Source organism: Altererythrobacter sp. C41, from assembly GCF_016803135.1.
In the GTDB taxonomy this organism is placed as follows: Bacteria; Pseudomonadota; Alphaproteobacteria; order Sphingomonadales; family Sphingomonadaceae; genus Pelagerythrobacter.
The window spans coordinates 283,690-300,361 of record NZ_JAEVFE010000001.1 but is presented as its reverse complement, the minus strand read 5'-3'; the positions used below and the strand labels follow the sequence as shown (position 1 = coordinate 300,361).

General features: G+C 66.5%; 14 protein-coding genes. 11 read left to right on the top strand and 3 right to left on the bottom strand.

Features of this window, described 5'->3' with window-relative positions; genetic code table 11:
• Positions 1-25: 25 nt before the first annotated feature.
• Positions 26-2,344, bottom strand: coding sequence for a patatin-like protein (locus JNO53_RS01360; protein ID WP_203107021.1), 2,319 nt, complete (start codon positions 2,342-2,344; stop codon positions 26-28).
• Between the two features lie 71 nt (positions 2,345-2,415).
• Here JNO53_RS01360 and radA point away from each other — a divergent pair, with 71 nt between their 5' ends.
• The 9 genes from radA (at position 2,416) to JNO53_RS01315 (ending at position 13,500) form a co-directional block, all read left to right on the top strand.
• A complete protein-coding gene (gene radA / locus JNO53_RS01355; RefSeq protein WP_203107020.1) occupies positions 2,416-3,792 on the top strand; it encodes a DNA repair protein RadA in 1,377 nt (458 codons plus the stop codon).
• Between the two features lie 13 nt (positions 3,793-3,805).
• Positions 3,806-4,345 carry a CvpA family protein gene (locus JNO53_RS01350; RefSeq protein WP_203107019.1) on the top strand — a complete coding sequence of 180 codons (540 nt, stop codon included), beginning with the start codon at positions 3,806-3,808 and terminating at the stop codon, positions 4,343-4,345.
• Entirely contained in the window at positions 4,342-4,779 is a 438-nt protein-coding gene (locus JNO53_RS01345) for an iron-sulfur cluster assembly scaffold protein (protein ID WP_203107018.1), read from the top strand. Before JNO53_RS01350 ends, JNO53_RS01345 begins: the two co-directional genes overlap by 4 nt.
• 30 nt (positions 4,780-4,809) lie before the next feature.
• On the top strand, positions 4,810-6,444 hold the full coding sequence (locus tag JNO53_RS01340) for an MFS transporter (protein ID WP_203107017.1): 1,635 nt from the start codon (positions 4,810-4,812) through the stop codon (positions 6,442-6,444).
• Positions 6,437-7,474, top strand: coding sequence for an alanine racemase (alr, locus tag JNO53_RS01335; RefSeq protein ID WP_203107016.1), 1,038 nt, complete (start codon positions 6,437-6,439; stop codon positions 7,472-7,474). Before JNO53_RS01340 ends, alr begins: the two co-directional genes overlap by 8 nt.
• A gap of 72 nt (positions 7,475-7,546) precedes the next feature.
• Entirely contained in the window at positions 7,547-8,101 is a 555-nt protein-coding gene (gene phaR, locus JNO53_RS01330) for a polyhydroxyalkanoate synthesis repressor PhaR (RefSeq protein WP_203107015.1), read from the top strand.
• Positions 8,102-8,146: 45 nt separating this feature from the next.
• Entirely contained in the window at positions 8,147-9,688 is a 1,542-nt protein-coding gene (gene proS, locus JNO53_RS01325) for a proline--tRNA ligase (protein ID WP_203107014.1), read from the top strand.
• 128 nt (positions 9,689-9,816) lie between these two features.
• On the top strand, positions 9,817-11,154 hold the full coding sequence (locus JNO53_RS01320) for a M28 family peptidase (protein ID WP_203107013.1): 1,338 nt from the start codon (positions 9,817-9,819) through the stop codon (positions 11,152-11,154).
• A 72-nt stretch (positions 11,155-11,226) separates the two neighbouring features.
• Positions 11,227-13,500, top strand: a complete 2,274-nt coding sequence (locus JNO53_RS01315) for a ribonuclease R family protein (protein ID WP_203107012.1) — start codon at positions 11,227-11,229, stop codon at positions 13,498-13,500.
• Here the strand turns inward: JNO53_RS01315 and JNO53_RS01310 are convergent.
• A complete protein-coding gene (locus tag JNO53_RS01310) occupies positions 13,497-14,279 on the bottom strand; it encodes a helix-turn-helix domain-containing protein (protein WP_203107011.1) in 783 nt (260 codons plus the stop codon). The genes JNO53_RS01315 and JNO53_RS01310 overlap by 4 nt on opposite strands.
• 110 nt (positions 14,280-14,389) lie before the next feature.
• Between JNO53_RS01310 and JNO53_RS01305 the strand changes: the two genes are divergently transcribed.
• Positions 14,390-14,779, top strand: a complete 390-nt coding sequence (locus tag JNO53_RS01305) for a hypothetical protein (RefSeq protein WP_203107010.1) — start codon at positions 14,390-14,392, stop codon at positions 14,777-14,779.
• Here the strand turns inward: JNO53_RS01305 and JNO53_RS01300 are convergent.
• Entirely contained in the window at positions 14,776-15,228 is a 453-nt protein-coding gene (locus tag JNO53_RS01300) for a universal stress protein (protein ID WP_203107009.1), read from the bottom strand. The two genes, JNO53_RS01305 and JNO53_RS01300, sit on opposite strands and share 4 nt — an antisense overlap.
• Positions 15,229-15,343: 115 nt before the next feature.
• Between JNO53_RS01300 and JNO53_RS01295 the strand changes: the two genes are divergently transcribed.
• Entirely contained in the window at positions 15,344-16,672 is a 1,329-nt protein-coding gene (locus tag JNO53_RS01295; RefSeq protein WP_203107008.1) for a pyruvate dehydrogenase complex dihydrolipoamide acetyltransferase, read from the top strand.

The window sequence follows — 16,672 nt, the reverse complement described above, 5'->3', positions numbered from 1 at the left end:
CTCATCCCGACAAGGGACGCGTTCTTCAAATTCGTTCGGCCGCCAGCACCTCGCTGCGGATCCGCTCCAGCAGTCCCGGATCAGCGCGTAGCCGTTCACGCTCCTCGTCCAGGATCGCGAGGAATATCTTGCGCTTGAAAGCCGCCGGGTCGACCCTCGGTTCTCCGCCCTCGATAGTCGAGCAGACGAGGTCGATCATCCGTTCCGCGCCGTGGAGCCGGCCCCAGAGATAGTCGTTCTCGCGGTAGGCGCGGCTGAAGAACGCCCCGAAATTGTAGAACTCGATCCCGCGCAGCGTGGCGCGTGTGCCTCCCTGACGGATCGAGCGCGCGTCGTCGGGGCTGATCCGGTCCACCTTGATCGGATCGAACTCGGTCAGCGCCTCGTCGCGCGCGAGCGGCAACGTCGCGACATCGTAGAACGGAAAGCCGAGATAGGTCAGCAGTGTCGGACGCCGCAGGTTCTTCGGCATCTTCTCCAGCGCCTCGGCGAGCATCTCTTCCGCCAGATCGTCGACCTCGGGCAGCAGCCGGCGGGCGGCAAGCGCGTCGATCACCGCGAAAGGATCGTCGAGCACTTTCGCCGCAAGCAGGGGGAAATCGTTACCCAGATCGTTCGCGCCCTCGCGCGCGAAGTAGAGCGCGAGGATGCTGTAGATCGCGTCTCGCGCCGCCTCGACCGCGGCATCGGGTATCTCGGGATCGGCATCCCATTCGCGCGACAGGCGGCGGGCGAGCAGGCGGAGGCGGCGCACGCGAAAGCCCACGTCGTGCGCGCGGAAGAAGGCGATCGCCTCCGCGTTCGCACCGCCCGAAGGCGCGGAGAGCCGGTCGAGCCCCCGTTCCGCAAGCGCGTTGCGCAGCACGGCGATGATGGGCCGCGCATCCGGCAACTTGAGCTCCGGCGCGGCATCGAACACAAGCTCCGCAAGGCTCTCCACGATACCGGTGAACTTCGCCTGGGCGTAGGACTGGAAGGCGTAACCGGCCTGCTCGGCAGCGGCTTGCTGCGCCTTCGCCCGCCAGGCGTGGAGCCGCTTCGGCGTCGGCCGGTCGAGGAACAGCGTCAGCCCGAACAGACGCTCGACGGCCATTTCCACGTCGGGTCGCAGGGCGGCGATCATGTGCTGCCGCCGCTCCGCCTCGTGCGACTGGCGTTCGAGAACTTCCAGATTGTCGCGAATCGGCTGCTCGCGCGGGATCGTCGAAAGCGATCCGAAGATCGCACCGAAGAAGCCGACGGGATCGCCGTTCTGCTCGCGGATCGAGTGCGTTCGGTCGGGCCGCGGGTCGATATAGACGAAGCGCCGATCGACCTCGCGCTGGGCCGGGCGGCCACGAAGCGCGCGCATCGCACCTTCGAACGGCTTGTTGACCAGTACCGAGCCGTCGATCAGCGCAACCGTCTCGGCGGAGCCCTGCCGCAAATTGACCGGCATCGCCCGTTCCAGAAACTTGTGCCGCTCGCTCCATTCCACCTTCCGCTCGCGTGCAAGGCGGTCGATCTCCTTGAGTTGCAGCGGCGGAAACGCACCGGGAAAGCTCGCGGTGGCCCGGGCGGCGAACGTGAGCTCCAGCGGATCGGCCAGATCGTGCCCGCCCTCGGCAGGGACGCGGGCGGTGAAGCCGATCGGAAGGCGGTGCTCGCTCTCCTCCACCACGGGCGGGCTGTTGAGCCGCAGCAGTTCCAGGTGCCCGCGGAAATCGGTGGTCGTCACCATCAGGTCGATCGGGTGCCGGGGCGGCAGCAACGGTTTGCCGCAAGGCGCCTTCGCCATCGCGTCCAGCGCCTCGAACAGCAGGTGCGAGAAACCGATGCCCGAGAAGGGCGGCTCGAACCAGCGGCCGCGAATGAAACTGGAAACCTTCCGCCGCACTTCAGCCTGCGTCTCCGGCGCCACGCTCTCCGACACCGCGTTGCCGGGGCGTTGCAGCACCCACCATGCGAGCGGCTGCGCCCAGTACTTGGCGAAGCGCCAGACGGGTTCCGCCTTGGGATCGACGAGACGCTCGACGTCGGCCCCCGAGAGCCAGAGCTCGGTCAGCGGCTCCAGCGAGCGCCCGGAGTGGATCGCCTGCGCCAGGAACACCGCGTTGATCCCGCCCGCGCTCGCGCCGCTGAGGATATCGGGCAATACCCGCAACTTCAGTTCATGCTCCGCCTCGATCGCCTCCAGCAGTTCGCGGTAGACGCCCTGCACGCCATCGGCGGGCGGATCGCCTGCGTGGAACGCACGGCTCGCACTGGCGAGCTTCCAGATCTCCTTGGTAACCCCGTGCATGTAGACCGCCAGGCTGACACCGCCGTAGCAGACGAGCGCGATCCTCAGTTCCTTCTGCCGCATCCGGGACCTTGTGGCGGGCAATTGCGGTGAAGGCAATTGCGTTCCATAAATGTTCCGTTTATCGCGCTGCCATGGCCAAGTCCAAGAAGCGCTACGTCTGCCAGGCCTGTGGCTCGGTTTCCCACCGCTGGCAGGGGCAGTGCCCTGATTGTGCGGAGTGGAACACGCTGGTCGAAGACGCCCCGGCGACCGTTTTCTCCCAGAAGCACGATCTGTCGAGCGGGGGCAGGGCGATTGCGTTCGAGCCGCTCGACGCGCCGGGAGAGGTGCTGATGCGGCGCACCACCGGCCTTGCTGAATTCGACCGAGCACTTGGCGGCGGTCTCGTGCCCGGTTCGGCGATCCTGATGGGCGGCGATCCCGGCATCGGCAAGTCGACGCTGCTCCTTCAGGCAGCGGCGAAGATCGCCAAGGCGGGGAGCGAGACGGTCTATGTCAGCGGCGAGGAGGCGGCCGGCCAGGTGCGTCTGCGGGCCTCCCGCCTCGGGCTTGCGGACGCTCCGATCCGCCTCGCGGCTGCAACCTCGGTGCGGGATATTCTCACGACCCTGAACACCATGGCGCCGCCCGCGCTGCTGGTGATCGATTCGATCCAGACGATGCATTCCGACACGATCGAGGGCGCGCCCGGCACGGTCAGCCAGGTGCGCGGATGCGCGTTCGAGCTGATCCGCTATGCCAAGGAGAACGGCGTAGCGCTGGTGCTCGTCGGACATGTGACCAAGGATGGCACGATCGCCGGCCCGCGCGTGCTGGAGCACATGGTCGACGTGGTCATGAGTTTCGAGGGGGAGCGGAGCCATCAGTATCGCATCCTGCGCAGCCTGAAGAACCGCTTCGGCCCGGTCGACGAGATCGGCGTCTTCGCCATGGCGGGGCAGGGGCTGGACGAAGTCGCCAACCCCTCGATGCTGTTCCTTTCCGGCCGCGACGAGCCGATGGCGGGGAGCGCCGTCTTCCCAGCGCTGGAAGGCACGCGGCCGGTATTGATCGAAGTCCAAGCCCTGATCGTGCGCCTCCAGAGCGGGGCGACACCACGCCGGGCAGTCGTGGGCTGGGACAACGGGCGTCTGGCGATGCTGCTCGCCGTGCTGGAGGCGCGCTGCGGGCTCAACTTCAGCTCGGCGGAAGTCTATCTCAACGTCGCGGGTGGGTATCGGCTGACCGACCCGGCGGCCGATCTCGCGGTGGGCGCCGCGCTGGTGTCCGCACTTGCGGACCGACCGTTGCCGGCCAAGAGCGTGTGGTTCGGCGAAGTCTCGCTCGCCGGTGAAGTGCGCCCCGTCGCCCATTCCGCGCTGCGCCTGCGCGAATCGGCCAAGCTTGGCTTCGACTGCGGCTTCGGGCCGGTGGAGGACAAGGCCGGGACCGCGGCCTCGTCCGCCTTCCGCTATCGCGGTATTCGGCAGCTCGCCAATCTCGTTGACCAGGTTATGGCCACCACCTAATTCTGCAACGCTTATGGCGATCTTCGACATCATCGTACTGATCATCGTCGGCGTGGCCGCGATCGGCGGCTTCATGCGCGGCTTCGTGCAGGAGGTGCTCTCGCTGGCAGCGTGGATTCTCGCGCTGGTAGCGATCCGGGCGCTCCATACGCCGCTCTACACATGGCTCGAACCTTACGTCGGCACCGAAACGGGCGCGGCCGTGCTGGCCTTCGCGTTGCTGCTGCTGATCCCGTACGCCGCGATGAGGCTGATCGCCGGGCGGGCGGGCAAGGCATCCCGCAACTCGATCCTGGGTCCGATAGACCGCGTCCTCGGCTTCGGCTTCGGCATGATCAAGGGCGCGGTGATCGTCGTGCTGGCGTTCTCGCTGCTCGTGCTCGGCTACGACACGATCTGGGGTGTCGCCGGGCGGCCCGACTGGATCACGACCGCCCGCACCTACCCGGTCGTCAATGCCAGCGCCAACGAACTGGTCGAGATCGTTCAGGAGCGCCGCGCACAACTGCGCCGCGAAGCCGAGGCGGAAGCGGCAGCCGAAGCGGCATCATGACCGCCGCAGCCTCCGGGCCCCTCTACACGCCTGAGCTGCTCGCCCTGGCGGTATCGCTGGCAGACAGCCCGCTCAGCGACGATCTGCGCCTGCGCGGCGAAGCAGTCTCCCGAACATGTGGCAGCACTCTCACAGTAGGACTGCAGTGCGACGATTCAGGGCGGATCGAGCGGGTCGGCGTGCAGGTCTCCGCCTGCGCGGTCGGACAGGCGTCCGCCGCCATTTTTGCAGGCGGCGCACGAGGCACGACCGCCGAAGATCTCGCGGCGGCGGAGGAGGCGATCGCTGGCTGGCTTGCGGGCGGCGACATGCCCGTATGGCCGGGGATCGAGAAGATCGCCGCTGCTCGCGCGCATCCGGGGCGGCACGGTGCCATCCTCCTCCCGTGGAGAGCCGCGCGCGCCGCGCTTTCCAAGGCGGCGCTGGCCGGTTAAGCCGCTTCCACAGGGAGAAGGGATGGCCGGATGAGCGAAAGCGCAGCGATGGCGCACCGGGAGCCGACCGACAAGGAAATCCGCCTGGTGATCGCGGCCTCGTCGGCAGGCACGATCTTCGAATGGTACGATTTCTTCATCTACGGAACGCTCGCCGGGCTGATCGGTGCGGCTTTCTTCCCGAGCGGTAACGAGACGCTGCAACTGCTGCTCGTCTGGGCGGGTTTTGCGGTCGGCTTCGGCTTCCGGCCGCTGGGCGCGATCCTGTTCGGCTTTCTCGGCGACCGGCTCGGGCGCAAGTATACCTTCCTCATCACCGTCACGGTGATGGGCGTCGCCACGGCGGGCGTCGGTATGATCCCGAGCGCGGCCAGTATCGGGATCGCGGCGCCGATCATCGTGATCGGCTTCCGCATCCTCCAGGGGCTTGCTCTCGGCGGAGAATACGGCGGCGCCGCAATCTATGTCGCCGAGCATGCGCCGCCGGCGAAGCGCGGCTTCTACACCAGCTTCATCCAGGCCAGCGTCGTCGGCGGCTTCGTGCTGTCGATCGCCGTCGTGCTCACATGCCGCCTGCTCATTCCCGAGGATGATTTCGCCGCCTGGGGTTGGCGCATGCCGTTCCTGCTTTCGATCGTGCTGCTGGCGATCTCGCTGTGGATGCGTCTGAAACTCCACGAAAGTCCGGTGTTCCAGGCGATGAAGGCGGAAGGGAGAACGGCCGCCAACCCCTTCGCCGAAAGTTTCCGCTATCCCGGCAACGGAAAGCGGATCTTCGTCGCCCTGTTCGGCATTACCGGAGTGCTGACGACGATCTGGTACACCGCGTTCTTCTCCAGCCTCTCGTTCCTGCGCGGCCCGATGGGCATGGACGAGCAACTGGTCGAGATAGTGCTGTTCGTCGCGGGCCTGATCGCGATGTCGTTCTACCTCGTCGTGGGGCGCTGGTCGGACCGGATCGGGCGCAAGAAACCGATCGTCATCGGCGCACTGCTGACGCTGGTGCTGCTGTTTCCGATGTTCTGGGGGATGGGCAAGCTTGCCAATCCAGGGCTTGCCGAAGCGGCCGAGGCGAACCCGGTGGTCGTTGCCGGCATGCAGTGCTCGACAGACCCGTTCGCGGAACTGTTTGGGCGGGAGCAGACCGACTGCGGCAAATTGCTCGAGACGCTGACGGCGAACGGCGTCTCCTACTCCGTCGAGCAGTTCCGTGACCTCGGGCTGACTGTCGGAGGAGAGGCGATCCCGCTCAACCCGATCTGGTTCGAGGATGCAGCGGCGCGGCGCGATGGTCTGCTCGGAGCGCTGGAGGCGCGCGGATTCGATTTCACGCGCCAGACGCCGCCGGCGATCAACGTGCTCGGCATCGTCGCGCTTCTGCTGGGTCTCGGAATGCTCTCGGCGCTGACCTACGGTTCGGTCGCAGCGCTGCTCTCCGAGATGTTCCCGCCGCAGATCCGCTATTCCTCGATGTCGATCCCCTATCATATCGGAGCAGGCTATCTGGGTGGGTTCCTCCCGCTGATCTCCGGCATCATCGTCGCGCGGACCGGCGACGTCTACGCTGGCCTCTGGTATACTTGGGCTGTCGTCGCGTTCGGTGCCGCGGTGGCCTGGTGGGGCCTTCCCGATGGACCGCCGAAAGACTTCGAAGCCGATGCCTGAGCTTCCTCCGCCAAGCCTGCGGCTGCGACTGGACGATGGCGCGCTGGCGGCCAACTGGCGCGCGCTCGACGCGATGTCGGGCGCTGCGCACGCAGGCGCCGCGGTGAAGGCCGACGCGTACGGTCTCGGCGCCGGTAAAGTGGTTCCTGTGCTGCGCGATGCAGGGGCTCGCGATTTCTTCGTCGCACATTGGAGCGAGGTGCCCGACGTACTGCGTCACGTCGATCCGGCGCAGGTCGCGGTCCTGCACGGGCCGGTGCGCGCCGAGGACGCCGCCTATGCGCGAAGCGTCGGCGTCAGACCGGTCATCAACAGCATCGCTCAGGCGAAGCGCTGGACCGAGGCAGGCGGCGGTCCGTGTCATCTTATGGTCGACACCGGAATCAACCGTCTCGGCCTGTCGCTGGCGGACATCGGCGATCCGGCGATCGCGGCACTGGACGTCGATTTGCTGATCTCGCATCTCGCGTCGGCGGACGAGGACAGCCCGCTCAATGCGCGTCAGCTCGCGCGTTTTCGCACGGTCTGCGCGGAGATCCCTGCGCAGCGACGGAGCCTTGCCAACAGCGCGGGGATCGCACTGGGACCGGACTTCGCCTTCGACCTTACCAGGCCCGGCATCGCGCTCTACGGCGGCGTCCCCCGAGGCGAACTCGCGAGCACGATCCGGCAGGTCGCCTATCCGCAAGCCGCAGTGATTCAGGTTCGCGAACTCGCAGCCGGAGACGGCGTCGGGTACAATGCTGCTTTTACTGCGGCCGAGGCGATGCGCGCGGGTGTAGTGTCGCTCGGCTACGCCGACGGATTTCTGCGCTGCCGTGGCCCGGGCGTGTTGCGTCGCGGCGAAGCACGATTGCCTTTGCTCGGCAAAGTGTCGATGGACATGGTCGTCGTCGATCTGGGTACAGCGCCGGAGGTGCGCGAAGGCGACTGGCTGGACGTTCCGTTCGAATTGCCGACGCAGGCCGAAGCCTCAGGCCTTTCGCAGTACGAGCTCCTGACCACGCTCGGTCGCCGTTTCCGCCGGTAGCGCTCGACGATGTTGCGCTGCACATGCTGCACCTGCTAATGCAGCAGGAAGCGCAGCATCTCGGGAATTTCAATGGCCAGGAACCAGGGCGGGGCGGGTGATCCGATCACCATCAAGAAGTACGCCAACCGGCGCCTCTACAATACCGGCACCTCCAGCTATATAACGCTCGAGGATCTCGCGAAGATGACCCGCGAAGGCGTGCAGTTTCAGGTCGTCGACGCGAAGACGGGCGACGACATAACCCATTCGATCCTGACCCAGATCATCATGGACGAGGAGGCCAGCGGCGAGCACATGCTGCCGGTAAGCTTCCTGCGCGATCTGATCTCGATGTACGGCAATTCGATGCAGGCGATGATGCCGAGCTATCTCGAAGCCAGCATGGCGAATTTCCGCGAGAACCAGACCAAACTGCAGGAGGCGTTCCAGAGCGGCATGGGAAACAATCCCTTCGCCCGGATAGCCGAGACCAACATGGCGATGATGCGGGCGGCGACCGAGGCGTTCATTCCCGGGGCCAAGAAGGACGATGCCCCGCGAGCCAGCAAGCAGGATGCGGAACTGGCCGCGCTGCGCGAGCAGATGGCCGCGATGCAGAAAAAGCTGGACGAACTCGACAAGTAGCGCGAACGCGCCCGCCTTCACCGACGACGAATTGCAGGAATTCACGTGTCCCAGATCCGCCATGCGCTGAACACCCGGCGCGCAGACGATTTCGCCCAGTGGTACCAGGAAGTGATCTCCGCCGCCGACATGGCCGAGGAGTCGGGTGTGCGCGGGTGCATGGTGATCAAGCCGTGGGGCTACGGCATCTGGGAGCGCGTGCAGCGCCTGCTCGATGCGCGGATCAAGGCCACGGGCCATGATAACTGCTATTTCCCGATCTTCATCCCGCTCTCTAATTTCGAGCGCGAGGCGAGCCACGTCGAGGGTTTCGCGAAGGAGATGGCGGTCGTCACCCACCACCGCCTCATTGCCGACGGCGAGGGCGGGCTGGTGCCCGATCCCGAGGCGAAACTGGAAGAGCCACTCGTTGTCCGTCCCACCTCGGAAACGATCATCGGCGACGCCATGGCGCGCTGGGTGCAGAGCTGGCGCGACTTGCCGTTGAAGCTCAACCAGTGGGCCAACGTCGTGCGCTGGGAAATGCGCACCCGCATGTTCCTGCGCACCAGCGAGTTCCTCTGGCAGGAGGGGCACACGGCACACGAGACCGCCGAGGATGCGAAGGAGCACACGCTGCGCATGCTCGAGGTCTATCGCGCCTGCGCGGAGGAAGACATCGCCATGCCCGTCGTTGCGGGCGAGAAGCCGGAGCATGAGCGCTTCCCCGGCGCCGTCGAAACCTGGTCGATCGAGGCGATGATGCAGGACGGCAAGGCGCTGCAGGCCGGCACGTCGCACTACCTCGGGACCAACTTCGCGGAAGCCGCGGGCATCCGCTATCAGGGTCGCGACGGCGGACAGCAGCTCTGTCATACGACCAGTTGGGGTGTCTCGACCCGTCTGATCGGCGGAATGATCATGGTCCATGGCGACGACGACGGGCTGCGCGTCCCGCCGAAGCTCGCGCCGTGGCAGGTCGTGATCCTTCCCATGCTGCGCGACGATGAACGCGATGGAGCATTGCTCGAATACTGCGAAGGCCTGCGCACGGCGCTCGCCGGGGCGTCGGTCTTCGGCGAAGCCGTGCGCGTGCTGCTCGACGACAAGCCCGGCAAGGCGGCGGCAAAGCGCTGGGACTGGGTACGCAAGGGCGCGCCGGTGATCGTCGAGGTCGGCGGACGCGACATGGAGAACGGTGTCGTCTCGCTGCTCCGCCGCGACCGGCTGTGGGGCGAGAACGCCAAGCCCGCTTTCGAAACGCCGTCGCGCGATAATGCTGCCGAGTCGATTCCCGCGTTGCTCGAGAACATTCAGCAGGCTCTGTTCACCGAAGCGCGCGAGCGGCGAGAGGCGAATATCACGCGCGGGATCGAGAGCATGGAGGCGCTGAAGGACTTCTTTGCTTCCAACGGCCGCTACCCGGGCTGGGTCGAAGTGCAGTGGGCCAAGCCCACCGGCGCTGCGCTGGAGAGGGTGATCGAGGAGCTCAAGGCGCTTAAGCTGACAGTGCGTAATGTGCCCATCGGTTCGGCGCCGGCCGACGCAGCTTGCCTGTTCACCGGAGAACCTGCGGTCGAGCGGATTCTGGTCGGCAAGGCCTACTGACAATTCCGGATCTCGGCGGAGGCCGGGGCAATTCATGGACAACCAGGCGACCTGGGATCCCGCCTTCACCGGGATTCACGCTGGATGGCGCCTTGTAATCGAACCATTTGGCGGCAAGAGTGCGCGTCATGCACAAACTCCTGCCGCTCGCCGCCTTCTTCGTTGCCGCCCCCGCTGCCGCGCAGGGCAGTCCCGCCGACAGCGTGTCGCAAGAACGCCTGCAATCGGATGTCGCGAGCCTCGTGGGATTCGGCACGCGCCACACGCTCTCCGAGCAGGACAGCGAGACGCGCGGCATCGGCGCGGCGCGGCGCTGGGGCGAAGCGCAGTTTCGCACCGCGAGTTCGGCCTGCGGCGGCTGCCTTGAGATCGCGCTGCCGGAACGCATGATCCAGGGCAACCGCGTCCCTGAACCGACCCGTCTGGTGAACGTCGTCGCCATCCAGCGCGGAACCGAACGGCCGGACGAAGTCGTGATCGTGCAGGGTCATATCGACAGCCGCGTCTCCGATGTGGCGGACTTCGCCAGCGACGCGCCCGGCGCGAACGACAATGCCTCGGGCACGGCGCTCGTCATCGAAGCGGCGCGGGTACTCTCGCAGCGGAAATACCCCACCACGATAGTCTACGCATTGTTCTCGGGCGAGGAGCAGGGGCTATATGGCGGGCAACTGCTGGCGGACTACGCCAAGGAACAGGGCTGGACGGTGAAGGCCGTGCTCAACAACGATATCGTCGGCGGCTCCTGCGGTTCGGACGGTTATTGCGACGATGCGCACGTGCGCGTTTTTTCAGAAGGACCGCGCGCCGACCTGACCGACCAGATCCGCGCCGCGCAGCGCCGCAACGGCGGCGAGAACGACAGCCCGGGGCGCAACATCTCCCGCTGGCTCGACGATCTCGCCGAAGCCGATCCGGCGGGCCTCGACGTGCGGCAAATCTGGCGCACGGATCGGATGGGGCGGGGCGGTGATCAGATTCCGTTCCTCGAGAACGGCTATCCTGCGGTCCGCATCTCGGTCGCGGTCGAGGACTACGATCACCAGCATCAGGACCTGCGGGTTGAAGGCGGTGTGACCTACGGCGACACCATCGACGAGATGGATTTCCCCTATCTCGCGAAGGTGACCCGCCTGAACGTCCGCGCGCTCGATGAGCTGGCACGGGCGCCATTGCCTCCCACGCCGACGGCCGAGGCTGCGGTGCAAACCTTCACCGAAATCACATGGGACGAGGTTCCGGGCGCGGTCGGCTACACCATCTGGCAGCGCCGCACCGACGAGCCCTATTGGCGGGAAACACCAGTGATCGAGAACGTGGTCGCGACCAGCGCGAAGCTCGAGGGCGTGCGGGGCGACGACTGGATCTTCGGCGTCAGCGCGCGTGCTGCGGATGGCACCCAAAGCCCGGTCGCGAGCGCGGTGCCGGCCGGCGGGTTTGCGCCGATCTCCGAAACCCAATCCTGATCCCGTTCGTTCGAACCAAGCTGCCACGCAGCGACGCTCGACACGAAGGGATTGGAGGAATAGGCCCGCGCCATGTCACGCAAGACCCACGGCTTGCCCTCGCGCGAGCAAATCCTCGAATTCATCCAGACCGCGGACACGCCGGCTGGCAAACGCGAGATCGCCAAGGCCTTCGGCCTCAAGGGGCAGGAAAAGATCGCGCTCAAGCACCGTCTGAAGGACATGGCCGAGGAAGGCCTGATAGACGGCAAGAAGACCGCCTATCACCGCATGGGCGGGGTGCCGAAAGTCACCGTGCTGCGCGTGGTGGAGATCGAGGACGGCGAGGCTTTTGCGATTCCCGATGCCTGGCAACCCGACGATGCCACGCCGCCACCGCGGCTACGAGTGATCGAAGGGAAGAAGGGCAAGTCCCGTCAGGCGGCGCTGAAAACCGGCGACCGGGTCCTCGCTCGCACCGAGGAGACCGGGCGCGGGTGGAAAGCGCACGTGATGAAGAAGCTCCCCGCCCGTACCGAGGGGCTGATGGGCGTCGTCGAAATCGACGCCAGCGGTAAAGGCTGGCTCGCGCCGGTCGACAAGCGGGTGCGCAGTTCCTCGCCGATTGCCGACCTCGGCGGAGCGGAGGAAGGACAGCTCGTGCTGGCCGAGCCCGCGGGACGCTCGCCGCGGTCCGGCGTCAACGTGGTGGAAGTGCTCGGCGATCCGCTGGCGCCGAAGAGCTTCTCGCTCATCGCAATCGCCAAGCACGGCATCCCACACGTCTTCCCCGAAGCCGCGCTTGACGAAGCAGAGCGCGCAGCGAAGCTGCCGCTGAGCGAGGATAAGCGCGAGGATCTGCGCCACCTGCCGATCGTCGCGATCGATCCGGCCGACGCGCGCGATCACGACGACGCGATCTGGGCCGAACCGGACGGCGAAGGTGGCTACCGCGCGCTGGTCGTGATCGCCGATGTGAGCTTCTACGTGCGGGCCGGCGGTCAGATCGACCGTGAGGCGCGCAAGCGTGGCAATTCGGTCTATTTCCCCGACCGCGTCGTCCCGATGTTGCCGGAAGTGCTGAGCGGCGACGTCTGCTCCCTCAAGCAGGAGGAGGATCGCGCCGCGATGGCCTGCCACTTGCGCATTTCGCCTGAGGGCAAGGTGACGAAGTGGCGCTTCACCCGCGCGCTCGTGCGGATCGCCCATAACGTCGCGTACGAGGACGCGCAGAAGGCGATCGACCAGGGCAATGCGCCCGAGCATCTGCAGCACCTCTGGGACGCGTGGAAGCTGCTGTTCGCCGCCCGCAATGCGCGCGACCCGCTCGAGCTCGAACTGCCCGAGCGGCGCGTTGTGCTCGACGAGCAGGGCAGGATCGCCGAGATCGCGGTCCGCGAACGGCTCGACGCGCACCGTGTGGTCGAGGATTTCATGATCGCAGCGAACGTGGCTGCCGCCAAAGCGCTGGAGAGCAAGACGGCGCCCGTCGTCTATCGTGTCCACGAGCCGCCGAGCCGCGAGAAGCTGGTCGCGCTCAAGGACTATCTCGCCACGTTCGGCCGCACGCTGGCGTTGGGGCAGGTGATCACGCCGGGGCTGTTCAACCGCATGCTCAAGGACGTGACCGACGAGAGCGAGAAGGCGCAAGTGATGGAGGCCGTGCTGCGTACGCAGACGCAGGCCTACTACGGCCCGCAGAACGCCGGCCATTTCGGCCTCGCGCTCGGCTCCTACGCGCACTTCACATCACCTATCCGGCGCTACGCCGACCTGCTCGTTCACCGGGCGCTGGTCGATGCCTTCGGGCTCGAGCAGCCGAAGCCGAACGGCGGGGATTTAGCGCCGACGACCGGCCTATCGGATCGCGACCGGGACGACCTGTCCAAGGTCTCGGACGCGATCAGCGCCGCCGAGCGCCGCGCCATGGAGGCCGAGCGCGACACGATCGACCGCTACGTCGCAGCCTGGCTCGCGGGGCGAATGGGCGAAACCTTCGACACGCGGATCACCGGCGTGCAGCCGTTCGGCTTCTTCGCCACCATCGTTGGGCTCGGAGGCGATGGGCTCGTTCCGGTCTCGACCCTCGGCGCCGAGCACTTCTACTACGACGAAGCGGCGCAGGCTCTCGTGGGCGCGGACAGCGGCACACGCTATGCGAGCGGAGATCGCCTCAAGCTGAGGCTCGGAGAAGCGAACCCGCTCACCGGTGCCCTCAAGTTCGAACCGCTCGACGCGAACGGCCGCGCGATCGAGCCGCGGGGCGACCGCCCCCCTCCGCGCGGGCAGAAGAAGGGCAAGTACATTCAGGGAAAGCGTGGACGCCCGGGCAATATCCGCCATCAGGGACGCGGCAAGAAGCGCTAGCCGAGCGCGGCACGCAGGCGTTCGCCAGTCTCGCGATCCGCGGGGAAGAATGCCTCGATCGCCAGCTCCGACAGTGTGATGTCGAGAGGCGAGCCGAACACCGTTGTCGTCGAGATGAACGACAGACGCCCATGCGGCGTGTCGAGCTGCAACGGCACCGCGATGGCACCGCCGTGCCCTCGCGGGGATGGGCTTGACGAACGATAGGGAATTGCTCGCAACTCGGCTTCGAGCCGCTCGAGCGCCGGATCGCCCGTTGCCTCGATTTGCGCCGACAGCCGCGCGAGAAGATGCGCGCGCCATTCGGCGAAATTGGCGATCTGCGGCGCGATGCCGCGCGGATCGAGAGCGATGCGCAATACATTGACCGGGGGCTCAAGCAGTTCGGGCGCGACTCCCGCGAGCAGCAGTGGCAGGGCCGCGTTAGCCGCGACCAGATTCCATGCCCGGTCGACCGCGAGGGCGGGGTAGGGCTCATGGCCCGCGAGAACCTGTTCGACGATCGTCCGTGCGTCGCTGAGCTGCGGATCGTCGAGCGGCCGCTCCCGATGGGCCGGCGCGTATCCGGCAGCGATCCGCATCGCGTTATGCGCGCGCATCGGCATGCTCAGTTCGCGCGCAAGGCGGTCGATCACCGAGGTGCTCGGCGCGCTGCGGCCGGTCTCGATAAAGCTGAGGTGCCGCGCCGATATCTCGCTCGCGAGCGCGAGGTCGAGCTGGCTGACTTTCCGCCGCGCGCGCCATTCGCGCAGCATCTCACCGAGAGAGGCCTGTTCCATAAGGGGTTTCCTAATGTGTGAGCAGTGTGAGCACCATTACCTGTCAGGTAATCGACTTGCCTCCCCGTCACTGCGACCCATGCGCTTGTCCAACCAACGGAGTAAAGCACATGCGCAATATAACTCTTTTCCAGGCCCTCGTACTCGACGCGGCGAGCTGCGCGCTCTTCTTCGCGCTCTGCGTGGGAGCCACCTCTGCCGTCGCAGGTCTGCTGGGCCTGCCCGCCACGATCGTCGCCGCAGCCGGATGGATCTGCCTGCCGGTGGCGGCGCTGTTGGCGTTCCTTGCATACAGGCCGTCCCGTCCGCTGCTGGCGGTGGTAGTCGCAGGCAACGCCGGATGGGTGCTCGCCAGCCTCGCGGTCTGGCTGCTCCACCTCAACGCGCTGACGGGACTCGGCCATGCGGTCATCATCGCGCAGGCGGTCGTGGTCGAGCTGTTCGTGATTCTCGAATGGCGGGGCCTGAAGGCGCTTCGCGCGCGGACTGCCGCAGTCTAACTCAACTGGTCGATGTCTTCCGAGCTCAGCGAGCCGGGAATCACGAAGAGAGGGCAGGGCAACGAGCCGGCGTGCGCGGAGAAATGCGTCACGAGCGGCCCGGGCCCGCCCTCCGGCGCGGAGCCGAGCACCAGCGCCGCGACCTCCGGATGCTCGGCAAGGTATTCCTTGATGACCGCCTGCCCTTCGCCGACCCGCACCGCGATGGTCGGCATTTTTCCGCTTTCGGAATAGAGATTGCCCGCGGCGCTAGTAGCCATGACTTCGGCGCGGTCGCGGGCCTCCTGCTCGATCGTCGCCTGGACGCCGCCGAAAGCGTTGAAGCTCTGCGGCTGGACCAGCGCGAGGATGTGCACGGCACCGTCCGTTGCAGCCGCGCGGCGCGCGGCGAACCGAAGCGCTTTGCGCGCTTCCTCGGTCTCGTCCATGATCACGAGATAGACCCGCATGCTTTGCCCTCCGGGCGCAGGTATCCGATGAAATCGTATTCCGCGCAAGGACCTTGCCCGTGCGCGCCAAATTGGCCAGAGCAGGGCCGAAAACTCGCGAGGACCCAACGGAAACATGCCGACGCCGATCAAGATGCCCGCTCTTTCGCCCACCATGGAGGAGGGCACTCTCGCCCGATGGCTCGTGAAGGAAGGCGATCAAGTCAGCGCTGGCGACGTGATGGCCGAGATCGAGACCGACAAGGCCACGATGGAATTCGAGGCGGTCGACGAGGGAACGATCGTCAAGATCGAGGTGCCCGAGGGGACCGAAGGCGTGAAAGTCGGCACTGTAATCGCCACACTGGCGGGCGAGGATGAAGACGCGGACGACGCGAAGGCAGCGGCAGAATCGAAGCCGGCCGGGAGTGAGAAGGCGCCGGCACCGGTGAAGGCAAGCGGCTCCGAAGATGGAGAAAAGTCTCCCGCTGCGCCGGAAGCCCCCGCTTCTGCGAAGGCCCCCGAAAAGCCGAAAGCGGCCGCAGCGCCCAAGGCAGAGGGCGACCGAGTTATCGCCTCTCCGCTTGCGAAGCGGATCGCCGAGCAGAAGGGGGTCGATCTCGCTTCGGTGCAGGGAAGCGGACCGAACGGGCGAATCGTGAAGGCGGATGTCGAGAGTGCGCCGGCGGCCAGCGGGCAGGCGCAAGCCCCTTCCAAGGCCGCAGAACCGGCCAAGGCTGCTGCCCCTGCGGGCTCGCAGCAGAGCGAGTTCGGCGCGCCTTACGAGGCCCAGAAGCTCAACAACGTGCGCAAGGTCATCGCGCGCCGTCTCACCGAGGCAAAGCAGACGATCCCGCACATCTACCTGACGGTGGACGTGCGACTCGACGCGCTGCTCAAGCTGCGCGGCGAACTCAACGCCAGCCTCGAGGCAGAGGGCGTCAAGCTCTCGGTCAACGACCTTCTGATAAAGGCGCTCGCCCGTGCGCTGCAGCGCGTGCCGCAGTGCAACGTCAGCTTCCAGGGCGATGAGTTGCACCAGTACACGCGGCAGGACGTCTCGGTCGCCGTGGCGGCGCCCAGCGGCCTGATCACCCCGATCATCGTTGACGCAGGGCGCAAGGGTCTCGCGCAGATCTCGACCGAGATGAAGGAGCTCGCGGGCAAGGCGCGCGACGGCAAGCTGCAGCCGCACGAGTATCAGGGCGGCACGGCCTCGATCTCCAACCTCGGCATGTTCGGGACCAAGCAGTTCGACGCCGTGATCAACCCGCCGCAGGCGATGATCCTGGCGGTCGGCGCAGGCGAGAAGCGGCCCTACGTGATCGACGACGCGCTCGGCGTCGCCACGGTGATGACGGCCACCGGCAGCTTCGACCACCGCGCGATCGACGGCGTCGACGGCGCCAAGCTGATGGACGCGTTCAAGAACCTGGTCGAGAACCCGATGGGGCTGCTCGTCTGA

Coding starts and splice junctions, on each gene's coding strand:
- alr (WP_203107016.1), top strand. CDS start 6,437: ATGCCTGAGCTTCCTCCGCCAAGCCTGCGGCTGCGACTGGACGATGGC.
- JNO53_RS01320 (WP_203107013.1), top strand. CDS start 9,817: ATGCACAAACTCCTGCCGCTCGCCGCCTTCTTCGTTGCCGCCCCCGCT.
- JNO53_RS01310 (WP_203107011.1), bottom strand. CDS start 14,279: ATGGAACAGGCCTCTCTCGGTGAGATGCTGCGCGAATGGCGCGCGCGG.
- phaR (WP_203107015.1), top strand. CDS start 7,547: ATGGCCAGGAACCAGGGCGGGGCGGGTGATCCGATCACCATCAAGAAG.
- JNO53_RS01315 (WP_203107012.1), top strand. CDS start 11,227: ATGTCACGCAAGACCCACGGCTTGCCCTCGCGCGAGCAAATCCTCGAA.
- JNO53_RS01305 (WP_203107010.1), top strand. CDS start 14,390: ATGCGCAATATAACTCTTTTCCAGGCCCTCGTACTCGACGCGGCGAGC.
- JNO53_RS01300 (WP_203107009.1), bottom strand. CDS start 15,228: ATGCGGGTCTATCTCGTGATCATGGACGAGACCGAGGAAGCGCGCAAA.
- JNO53_RS01350 (WP_203107019.1), top strand. CDS start 3,806: ATGGCGATCTTCGACATCATCGTACTGATCATCGTCGGCGTGGCCGCG.
- JNO53_RS01360 (WP_203107021.1), bottom strand. CDS start 2,344: ATGCGGCAGAAGGAACTGAGGATCGCGCTCGTCTGCTACGGCGGTGTC.
- JNO53_RS01345 (WP_203107018.1), top strand. CDS start 4,342: ATGACCGCCGCAGCCTCCGGGCCCCTCTACACGCCTGAGCTGCTCGCC.
- radA (WP_203107020.1), top strand. CDS start 2,416: ATGGCCAAGTCCAAGAAGCGCTACGTCTGCCAGGCCTGTGGCTCGGTT.
- JNO53_RS01340 (WP_203107017.1), top strand. CDS start 4,810: ATGAGCGAAAGCGCAGCGATGGCGCACCGGGAGCCGACCGACAAGGAA.
- JNO53_RS01295 (WP_203107008.1), top strand. CDS start 15,344: ATGCCGACGCCGATCAAGATGCCCGCTCTTTCGCCCACCATGGAGGAG.